We start from the raw sequence: 11174 nt of genomic DNA on the forward strand, positions 1-11174 counted from the left end.
AGCAATGGAAGCAGAATATGGGTTTGAAGTTGGTATCTATCCCGAAACCAAACATCCTACATTCTTCGATGAGCAGGGTTTATCCTTAGAAGAACCTCTAATTCAAACTCTCCAAGATACAGGTTTTACCAACCCAAATCGCATTTTCATCCAATCCTTTGAATTTGCCAACTTAATCGATCTACAAGAACAATTAGATGATGAAGGTCTCGGCAATATTCCTTTAGTTCAACTTTATGGAAATACTACTGAAGGAGCAGATCCAACCAATACCTTCTCCTTCCCATTCGACGTCCGGTTTAATATTGCTGAAGGTAACAACTTAGTAGATATTTACGGTCAAGAATTCCTAGATGCAGTAGAAGTTCCTCTCTCGGCAAATACAGTTTATGCTGACCTTGATAGTGCAGAGTTTCTCGAAGCGATCAGTGACTTATATGCAGAAGGTGCAGGACCTTGGAAAAATAATATTCTGTTACGGGAACCTCTAGATACACCAGTTGATGGAGACGGAGATGGAGAAGCAGAAATTACTTCCCAGTTGACAGGAGAAATTACTTCCTTTATTGAGGATGCTCACGATGCAGGTTTACAGGTTCACCCCTACACCTTGCGGGATGAAGAACGTTTCCTCACACTTAATGATACTGTTGAGGAATTTGATAGTCCGCAATTAATTGTCAACGCCTTAATAGGTATAGATCGCCCCGGTGGAAATGCTGCTCTTTATAGTCGTATTGATAACACTATAACTGACGAACAAGGCAATAATCTAGAACCATTCTTTGACTTTACATTCACTCCAGCGGATTTAATCTTAGACCCTGACACAGGAATAGTTACTACACCACCTCTTCCCTTGTTTGTTGCTCCCGAACTTGCTGAAGAGATAGGCAACCCCGACTTAGCAGGAATAGAAGCAGGTTTCTTCATTGACAACTTTTTGTTAGAATTCGATGAAGAAACAAGTGAGTTTGTAATAGTTGGTGGTGCAGACTCAGGTAGCTTCAACAGTGTGTTTATATCCGAAGAGTTTTTGAATGATAACGCTCTGGAAATTGCTCAGGAAAGTGGTACAGTCGCTCCAATTGAAACTGAAGTTGATACTACTGGTTTCCAGGGATTTGGCTTTCCTCTGTCAGAAGATTCTACAGTTCGTTTTGCCGCAGATCCAGATACAGGAGCACTGATTCCATTAGGAGGAGCTTATGTTTCTGAGGGTAGTATTTCCTTCCAATCTTTAGAACCAGGAACACCTCAAACTCCAGGAGAAGAATTTGAACAACTAATAGAGATTGGTGCAGATGGTTTCTTTACTGACTTCCCTGCCACAGGTAGCATAATTGTAGATCAATTTATTGATCAACCAAATTTACGGACCTCCCGTGGTTATGAAGGTCTAGCATTCAGTCCCGATCGCGAAACTTTTTATCCTTTATTAGAGGGTGCAGTAGAGGGCGATCCAGATAATGCTTTACGCATCTATGAATTCGATCCTGCTTCTAGCTCTTTCACCGATCTAATAGGTTTCTATCCTACCGATGTACCAGGTCATGCTATTGGTGACTTTACTCCCATCAATGAAACTGAATTTTTAGTCATTGAACGGGATGGCGGTCAAGGTGATGACGCTGAGTTCAAGAAAATCTTTAAAATTGACCTTTCTATAGTTGATAACGAAGGTTTTGTTGCCAAAGAAGAAGTTGTAGACTTACTAGATATTGATGACCCCGACGACCTCAACGATGATGGCGAAACTACTTTTAGCTTCCCTTTTGTCACCATTGAGGATGTGTTAGTTCTTGATGCAGACACAATTCTGGTTGCCAACGACAACAACTATCCTTTCTCCATTGGTCGGGGACCAGATATTGATAATAACGAGATTATTCAGATAGAGCTAGACGAACCTCTAGACTTAGCACCAGGAATAGGAGTTGGTATTCCTACAGTCAGTATTGAGGTTGAACCCGAAACTGTTGATGAAAATGGAGATGAATACTCCTTAACTTTCAACTTAAATGTACCTGCTCCAGAAGGTGGTTTACGGGTAATTTGGTCAGAAACAGATTCTGATGATGAGCTTGGTGATTTAGATTTTCCTCCTGAGTTAACCAATGCTTCTAACCTAGAATCTCTCGACCCAGTTGGTGCTGAAATCGGACGTTCAGCAATTACGATCGATGAAGGTGAAACAACAGCAACCGTTACCTGGACAACCATTTTTGATGGTGAGGATGAAGAAGATGAAACCACAACTATTGAATTGCAACCAGGAGATGGTTATGTTGTTGATTCAGAAAATCAGGTAGGTGAAATCGTTATTGAAAATACATCTATTGATGACGGCGTGCGAATTGAAGGTACTCCTCAAGCAGACAATATCAGTGGTGGTACTGGAGAGGATACTATTATTGGTTTGAATGACGCGGACACTTTAGTAGGAAGTGCTGGCGACGATGAAATAATTGGTAGTCGTGGCAATGACTCTTTGTTTGGCAAGGAGGATGATGATGAACTTCAAGGTCGTCAAGGTAACGATCACCTATTTGGTGGTGACGGTGATGATGAGATAAATGGCGGTCAAGGTCGCGATCGCATCAATGGCGGTCCAGGATTTGATACCCTGAGTGGTGGAGCGAGCATTGACATTTTCATCTATAATAGCAATCAACCATTTGAAGAAGAAGATTTGGGGATTGATTTAATCACTGATTTCCAACCAGACCTCAGACCAGATGAAGCAGGAAACCAAGGCGATCGAATTCTTCTAGATCGCTCAAGTTTTACTGACCTTGAGAGTAATGCTGGCATTGGTTTCAGTGTTGATAGTGATTTTGAAATAGTTGCAACAGACGATGAGGTAAGCGACTCTGATGCTTTCATTGTCTACAGTGAAGAATCTGGTTTTCTTTTCTACTTAGCTGGAGGTAACTTCAATGGTGACTTGAGTATCTTTGCTCAACTTGATGGTGCGCCTACTATTACTGAGGATAATTTCCAAATCAGGTAATTAGGAAGTAGATTTGACAGCGGTTTTCATTTCAGTAGAGCACAGTAGTAGCGCGTCTAACTTTAAAATGTGGGTAAATTTGAGTAAATGAAGACCTCTCCCCCAACCCCTCTCCTGCAAGGAGAGGGGAGTTTCTCCCCCCTTTCAAAGGGGGGTAAGGGGGGATAGTTGTGGGGTTGGGGGGTTAGGTTTTTTAACCCACATTTTCAAGCTTGACGCACTACTACAAAATAGCACTGTTTCTCCCTGCTCCTCTGCTCCCCTAAATTCCACCAACAAAAGAATGAGGATTAAGAATATTTTTGGGGTCAAATTTTTGTTTAATTCGCCGCATTAGATCAAGACCATTTTGATTGTAACCCCAAACATCAAGTTTTTGTTTCATCTCTAATGGCGCCGCTAAAACTGTCAGAAATCCACCTATAGATTCACACCACCGACGTAATTCTAAAATAGTTTCAGGAGTAACAGAATTAAAGCGTAATTCTCCTAAACCAAGACCTGCATGAATTAATCCCAAACCTGTTTCTATAGCTAATTGATTTAAAGTTTCTACTGCTTTATTAGGCATTACTCCTATCTTACAAATTACTTCTGTATTTTCCTGAGAATGCCAAATTTTCTGTTTTAATTTATCCCATAATTCTGCTTCATTATCATGGTAACGAGTGGAATTTAAACCCAAACTATTTCCCACTTCTAATAATTTCTGTGATTGCTCTTCAACACTACCTATTATGGTTTGAAATCTTACCATTAATCCCACGCCTTCACCTAAGTCTAATTCTTTAACTAAATTAGTTGAAAGTAAGTCAACAGCAACAGGTGTTAATGCAGAAGATAATAAAGTTTGAGTTGCGGTGGCAATGTTATTTTTTTCTCCTACTAAAACCACAGTTCCCGATGCTTCTTGTATAGGATAAACTCTCAGAGTAACTTGACTAATAATACCCAATGTACCGTAAGCACCTGTAAATAATTTCATTAAGTCGTAACCTGCAACATTTTTGACTACTCGTCCTCCTGCTTTAGCAATTTTTCCATCTGAACGGACGAAACTAATACCGAGTAACATATCTCGCACACCCCGATAGCGTTGACGTAGAGAACCACTGTTAGCAGTAGCAACAATACCGCCAATAGTTGCAGTTTCTGGATAAGCAGGATCGATGGCAAAAAATTGATCTGTTTTGGCCAGAGTCGTTTGTAATTCCGAATATTTCATTCCCGGTTCCACAGTAACAGTTAAGTCACCGACAGCGTGTTCGATCAGACGGTTGAGGCGATCGCAACTTACAACTATTATTCCCTTGTCGTGAGTAGTTGGATCTATTTTCACTAACCCTCCCCAATGGAGTTTACTACCATTACCGCAAGTTAATATCGCCCAGTTATTTTTGGCACAGCAAGTAACAACATCAGATAGTTGTGCTTGAGTTTCTGGATAGACGATACAGTTAATGGTGTTGTTGGGAGCGATCGCCCGTGAGATCTGTTGTTTTTTTGTTGGATTTAGATTTTCCCATAAACTAATATTGTCTTTGCCGACAATAGCTTCTATTTCTTGTATGTTCAATGTATTTTCTTGTGAAATCATTGTAATTAAATTAAAATTGTTTTTTTTGACAATTACAGTGGTTTTCATTTCAGTAAATCCCACACCGTAGGGGCGAATGGCATTCGCCCTTACAGGGTTTTGGTTATAACGGTGTGGTTTAGCAATCTGAAAAACTCACACAGTAGGGGCAAATGGCATTCGCCCTTACAGAGTTTTAGTTATAACGATGTGGTTTAGCAATCTGAAAAACGCTGTAGGGATTTAAAATAATTCCCATTTTTTTTATAGCACATTTGTTGGGTTTATTTGAAGAAAAATTATCAAAGAGTAAGGGCGAATGCCATTTATCAAAGAGTAAGGGCGAATGCCATTCGCCCCTACAGGCGGGATATTATTTCCTATTTGGCATAATTTCTGTCTATATCAAAAAATTAGTCTGTATCTTCTGACTCAGCATCATTAAAACACCATTCTTTCAGCTTTTCAGCTAATGAGAGTAGTAAAGGATATTTAGATTGAGCGTCAGTCCACCAATGGCAGGTGCGGAGATGGTGTGTAATGGCATGATGCAGTTTAAAATTTTCAGGTGATGGAGTAGCTAGAATATTATGAGCGCGAGTTTGTGGATCTTTCCAACCTTTAGTCGGCAATGGAGGTTTCAAAATATCTTTGGGGATACTCTTACCGGACAAATCCTTTTCTCTGACTGCTTTTCCATCTTTTCCAATGATTGGCTTACCATCCTTATCAGTTTCTGTTTCATATCCTTTTGATACCCAAGGTTGAAAACGACTCATCTGCTGATGAGTGAAACTCTAAGGTTAAACTATCTCCAAAATAATGTTTAGCAATTCGTTTAATAGCTTCTCTTACTTCTTCAGTACGGCAACATACGCGAAGAGTTAAATTATTTGCTCGCTTGGTGAGAAATTGTTGTAATTGTATAAATTCTAATTCTTTTTCTTTGTTTTTCTTAGGATTTTCTGTGTCTGTCTTAGGAGGAAGCTCACCTTCAAGTAATCCTGAAATCGATCTATAAGTGCCCTACTTTGTTTGCCGGCTCGACAAAGAACTGTAATCATGCGACTAATATTTTCTAAGCGGTCATCTCCCTGACTGCCAGATATCCAAATAGGAGAGCCAGCATCATCGACAACAGGGCAATAGAAAAATTCACTATCATAGGCGACTGCTTTAGCTTGATCTGGTGGTGGCTCAATCAATAATGTAGGCTCTAGTTGCACATGAAAAGGATAAGACTGTTTAAAAGTGCCCTACCTACAGCAATACCTCAATATATTTTTAGTTGTCCTTTCACATATTGAGCGCTAGTCACCGATCCAACCGGAGAATTAGGAAGTAAGGCATTGAAATCAATTGGAGGAATTAACGGAAAATTTGTTTCTAAGTCAACACTAGCTTGTCGTCTAGCAGAAATGTGTTTTCCTAATGCACCGAGTAAATGGGCTGAATAAATTCCTAATTGTAACAGTTTAGCCAGATTTTCTATAAAGCGTTCAACATCAGATTCTAATTTTTCAAATTCTATCTCCCATTTTGTTTGTTCAATCAACTTTTTGCACTCTGGATGAGGTGTCGTATTCCAATGTTAGCAATATTTTCTGAAATTCTGACTACTCGACTCTGCTGTGGATTAATATTAAATTCATAGTCTCCTGCTGGAGCTGGTTTGTATTTTTTTGTTTGAAACAGCAGTGGTTGTGTCAATGTTGCATCGTACAACTCATATCGAGTTACTACCATATTTGGGGTTTGCGTAACTTCATTAGACGTTCCATGGAACGTCCCTACTGTGGTCTACTGAAATGAAAACTGCTGTAAGAAGTCAGATTTATCTGTTTCTCATCTCTTACTTTTCTGTGAACAACAATCAGAACTAAGTAGATAGGTAGAAAAAAATCAAAGTATGTAGCGAAAAGTAAAAATCTCAAAAACCTCTTCCCTCCTACCTGATAACTTCTGCCTTTTGCCTCCTACCTTATCATAACGACAATTTTTAACCCCAACCTACTTATTCAGGAATTTGCCATAAATTTTCAGCTTCAGTACCAGCAGTTTTCATCCTCAATTTTTCAGTTAATCTCTGAGTTTGAGAAACAGAGAAATGTGACTTCCACAGGACTTACGCACGCATACCGAATTATACACCATTTGTAGGGGCGAATGCCATTCGCCCTCTACTAGATATGGTGGTTCTGCGTAAGTCCTGTTCCAATCTCCCACTTTTCCTTTACGAATAAATGGAACCATATTAGCAGGATGTTGACTATACCAACGACTTTAATTTTTGCTCATGCTAGTCAAACTTGTATGATTAAGAATGGTTTCTAGAATGTGTGGGTTTTCAATTTTTTTATACATAATTATCACCTCAAAATTTGGCTATAGCAATAATATTTATTTTGGGATTATTTTTCATAGATGCGTAAATTATCGACAAAATTTACTAGGAATTGACAAAGTATTTTTTTTATAGTATTCTGACCATAAATTCATAATTATAGTTCAAGTTATAATAACCTAATAAAAGTAAATATAACAATCCTAAATAGGTTGTAATGTTTCATTGTAGGGGTTTGGTCTCCAAACCCGTACACAAAGAAAATTATCTAATTTTTTCTATGTTGAATCCTCCTCCAGAAGCGTTTGAAAATCCTAGAGATTCTTATCGTAATCCCTGGATTTTTGGTATCTTAATTATTGTTGTTATTTTCATATTTATAATTATGTATTCTCTAGAACCTGAATCGGAATTTTTAACGGACCCATTTCTCCAAGCTCCGACAGAAAATTCTGTACAAGTTGTTTGGTTTACTGAATTTCCTAGCAAACGAAATTTTGTAGTTTATGGTGAAAATTTGAATCAGGTTGTTGAGGCAAATACTACTAAACTTAGTCACACTCGTGAAGACCAAGATTCTTTTGTTGGCAAACAAACAGAAAAAGGTTTAATTTATCAACAACCTATGATGCGAGATATCTGGCGACATGAAGCAAAAGTTGTTGGTTTAAGTCCTAATAATTCTGTGCCATACCGAATTATTAGCGAAAAGGAAAATGGCGAAAATATGAGGAGTAAAATTTTTACTTTAGCTGCTAAACCAACTCCAGGTAAACCTTTAAAAATCCTCCTAACTTCAGACCATCAATTAAAACCAATGAGTTCGGCAAATCTGCAAAAAGTAACAGAAACTTTTGATAAATTAGACGCTATTTTTTTTGCTGGAGACTTAATTAATATTCCCGACCGTGCCTCAGAATGGTTTGATGATAATCGAGGCAATGCTTTTTTTCCGAATCTCCAAGGTAGAGCTAATTATGAATTAGAAAAAAATGGTCAAAAGACTATTTATAGAGGTGGAGAATTAATTCAAAATATGCCTCTCTTTCCAGCAATTGGCAATCATGAAGTTATGGGCATATTTTCCATGGAAATTTCTTTGAACTCTCAATTTAGTCAGCCCTACCCTAGACAAACTGCCAAAAATTTATATCCACAAAATCCTCAAAATATTAATCCTGATACCTGGTTAAAAAATAATTCTTTTAATACAGACACTTACCAAGAAATATTTACTCTTCCTCAAAATAGTTCGGAGCAAAAAAATTATTATGCTGTGACTTTTGGGGATGTACGTTTAGTAGTTTTATATATCACAAATATCTGGCGACGTCCCGGTTTAGATGATAATGTTAGAGGCAAATATCGGGAACGGAAACAAGATTTTGATAATCCCGCTGAATGGGGTTACGGTCAACATATTTTTGAACCTATTATTAAAGGTAGCCAACAATATAATTGGCTAGAAAAAGAACTAGCAAGTCAGGAATTTCAACAAGCAAAATATAAAGTAGTAATGTTTCACCATCCGCCTCATTCTCTCGGTGAAAATGTTGTTCCTGCTTATACTAATCCTATCCAATATATTGACAGAGATGAAAATGGTAAAATTACCATGATTCGTTATGAATATCCCCAACAAAATGACTATATTATTCGAGATGTTTTACCATTATTAGAAACTGCTGGTGTTCAGTTAGTATTTTACGGACATTCTCATCTTTGGAATCGTTTTGTTAGTCCGAGTGGAATGAACTTTCTAGAAACATCAAATGTCGGTAATAGTTATGGAGCTTATCTAGGAGATAAAAAGCGAAATGTGCCTGTAAATTATCAGGAAAAATATGCTGAAATTGGCAATCCCAATGGTTTAGAACCGATAATTCCAACTATTGCTCCTTTGCTAGATGAAAATGGTAAACCTCAACCTTTTATTGCTAGTAATGATATTACAGCTTTTAGTATTTTTGAGACCGAAACAGGAACAGTTAGTAGTTACTATTTTGATACAAGAAAACCTAATTCTGAAGTAGTGAAATTTGATGAATTTAAGCTTAGGGAGTAGGAAGTAGTAATTAGGATTTAGAGAACCTAATTCTGAAGTAGTGAAATTTGATGAATTTCAATTGTTTTACGGAGTAGGCAGTAGTAATTAGGATTTGCTGAAAAAGTCTCTTTTCTTTAAGGAGTAGGAAAGTAGGGGAGTAATTTTTTTCCAAAATGCTAACTTTTTGATCCTTTTAGACTAATACAGCGGATTCGAAGTTTATGTTGTACAAATATTCACGATCAAACCTTCGTAACACAGCCTTCTAGGCTGTCATATCTGTACCATACTCAAATGGAATCCGCTGTATCATGTCCGTTGGTATTGTTTGTGTAAAAGATGGGAAAATATCCAGCATATTTAACGTTTTTCCTTCTCTTAAAACTTCTTCCTTCTTCCTTTTTCCTTACCAAAAAATTAGGTCTAAAGCCTCCCCTTTTAAGGGGATGAAAAAAATATTTAATTCAGTATTTCAAGCCTCCGACTTCAGTCGGAGGTTCACTGATAACTGATAACTGATAACTGATAACTGAAATGACTCCTTCCCCTATTTTTTAACGCAAAAAATTAGCTAAACTAACTCCAAAAAAAGTAGCTAGAGCATAGCCAAGAATACCACAAAGAATGGCAGGAGTTACTAATTTATACCAATTTTTCGCTTTTGCCATAGCAGCAGCAGTAGTAGGACCTCCCAAATTGGCATTAGAAGCTACAACTAACTCAGGCAATTCTAAGTTCAATAATTTGCCAGCTAGTAAGAGAAAAAGTAAATGAATAGTCAAAATTACCCCAGCGAAAATAAATAAAACAGGTCCAAACTCTATAACTTTCCAGATATTAGCACTAGCTCCAATTACGGCAAAAAATATCTGCATTAACAAAGTACCAATTTGGTCTGCTACTGTTAATTTTCCTAAATATTGGGGAAATATTGTGGCTAGAGAAACTATTAAAATAGTCGTGAATAAAATTGCTGCTTGAGAAATGCCTAATAAACTAGCAATACTAACGCCTAATGCACCTAAAATTCCACTAATAGCTAATGCTTGACTCATATCTATAACCGATAATTCTTGTGTTCCTAACTCAGGAAAACTCTTGTTACTTTGTTCTAAAAAGCTTGTATCTTGAGCCAAATTATTATCAGGAAAAATTTCTTTTACCCATTTCAGAGAAGGTAAAGTAAACAACAGCAGAAAAAACAAAGTCATAACCAAATTATCTGCTGCTGTTCCTGCTGCTAATAAATCTCCCGAATCTAAATTTAATTCGATAATTTGAGCAGTAGCAAAAAAATTTACAGACCCACCAATATAAGTAGCAGAGAAAACACCAGCTAATTTCCAACCTAACTCACCTATAGGAACTAAATAATATGCAATTATAGTTCCCAAAACTGTTCCCAACGCACCTAAAAAATAGGCAATCAAAACTCGCCCAGATTCACGGATAATTTGTAAGATATTAGCTTGAAATAAAAGCAGAGGAATAGAAAAAGGAACTAGAAAAGACCAGACTACATTATAAGCAGGAGCATCAGAAGGTATAATTCCTAAATTAGACAGAAAAAATGTTACTACCATAGTTACGACAGCACCAGATATACTTGCACCCCACATTTTCTGTTCTGACCAAAAACCAATAGTTGCTGCCGAGAGAAGAATTGCCCAAATAGCGAAATTTTGCTCAGGTTGAATCAAACTGTTTGTCATAACTGGTCGAAAATTGTTTTTCAGAGACAATTCACAAAATTCTACAAAAATATGTTAGTAAATACAATAAATATAGCGCTTTGAGTTGTTATGAGGTACATATATTTAGGACTTGCTGAAAAAGTATACAAGAGTAAGGGTAGGAGACAGGAGACAGGAGACAGGAGACAGGAGGAATGGGGAATTTAGACAAGACAGGAGGAACAATTATCCCTTGATTTTTCTGCCAATAGTTAACTCTTTCATCCTCACTTTATGCAGCTCTTGATTAAGGAAAACCTTGTACATTTTCAAGACCTAAAAAAGCTCAAACCATGATTAATGTCAATACTTTTAGATTTAATCAGCAAGCCCTATTTAGGAAACAGGTATGGAGGGAACAGGTATGGAGGGAATAGCTATAGAAAGCTTTGTTGCATGAAAGTAGCGTAGAACATTCATTCGGCAGCTATATCGCTTCAGTGTGTGTGAGTGAGAGCCTA

At 37.4% G+C, this 11174-nt stretch carries 8 protein-coding genes and 1 pseudogene; 2 read left to right on the forward strand and 7 right to left on the reverse strand.

What is annotated here, in order from left to right; translation table 11 throughout:
* On the forward strand, window positions 1–3013 hold a 3013-nt coding region (locus F6K40_RS35135), incomplete at its 5' end, for an esterase-like activity of phytase family protein (protein WP_293143266.1).
* 262 nt (window positions 3014–3275) lie between these two features.
* Here F6K40_RS35135 and F6K40_RS35140 read toward each other — a convergent pair.
* The 6 genes and pseudogenes from F6K40_RS35140 to F6K40_RS35165 all read right to left on the reverse strand — a co-directional run bounded on the left by F6K40_RS35140 (window position 3276) and on the right by F6K40_RS35165 (window position 6842).
* Window positions 3276–4658 (reverse strand): FAD-binding oxidoreductase, encoded by a 1383-nt coding sequence (locus F6K40_RS35140; RefSeq protein WP_375340624.1) that lies wholly within the window; start codon window positions 4656–4658, stop codon window positions 3276–3278.
* A 344-nt stretch (window positions 4659–5002) separates the two neighbouring features.
* A complete protein-coding gene (locus tag F6K40_RS35145) occupies window positions 5003–5368 on the reverse strand; it encodes a protein-tyrosine phosphatase family protein (protein ID WP_293143269.1) in 366 nt (121 codons plus the stop codon).
* A gap of 153 nt (window positions 5369–5521) precedes the next feature.
* The gene (locus F6K40_RS35150) at window positions 5522–5815 is read right to left on the reverse strand and encodes a hypothetical protein (RefSeq protein ID WP_293143272.1); all 294 of its coding nucleotides are present in this window, start codon (window positions 5813–5815) and stop codon (window positions 5522–5524) included.
* Window positions 5816–5862: 47 nt separating this feature from the next.
* The gene (locus F6K40_RS35155; RefSeq protein ID WP_293143275.1) at window positions 5863–6144 is read right to left on the reverse strand and encodes a hypothetical protein; all 282 of its coding nucleotides are present in this window, start codon (window positions 6142–6144) and stop codon (window positions 5863–5865) included.
* Window positions 6141–6353: pseudogene (locus F6K40_RS35160) on the reverse strand (pPIWI_RE_Z domain-containing protein); the annotation flags it as partial. The pseudogene F6K40_RS35160 and the gene F6K40_RS35155, both read right to left, overlap by 4 nt.
* 315 nt (window positions 6354–6668) lie before the next feature.
* The gene (locus F6K40_RS35165; protein ID WP_293143278.1) at window positions 6669–6842 is read right to left on the reverse strand and encodes a hypothetical protein; all 174 of its coding nucleotides are present in this window, start codon (window positions 6840–6842) and stop codon (window positions 6669–6671) included.
* A gap of 371 nt (window positions 6843–7213) precedes the next feature.
* Between F6K40_RS35165 and F6K40_RS35170 the strand changes: the two genes are divergently transcribed.
* Entirely contained in the window at window positions 7214–8998 is a 1785-nt protein-coding gene (locus tag F6K40_RS35170) for a metallophosphoesterase family protein (protein ID WP_293143281.1), read from the forward strand.
* 536 nt (window positions 8999–9534) lie between these two features.
* Here F6K40_RS35170 and F6K40_RS35175 read toward each other — a convergent pair.
* Window positions 9535–10692: a DUF819 family protein gene (locus tag F6K40_RS35175; RefSeq protein ID WP_293143284.1), complete on the reverse strand. Its 1158-nt coding sequence runs from the start codon at window positions 10690–10692 to the stop codon at window positions 9535–9537.
* Window positions 10693–11174 lie beyond the last annotated feature (482 nt).

This window comes from Okeania sp. SIO3I5, from assembly GCF_010672085.1.
GTDB lineage: Bacteria > Cyanobacteriota > Cyanobacteriia > Cyanobacteriales > Microcoleaceae > Trichodesmium.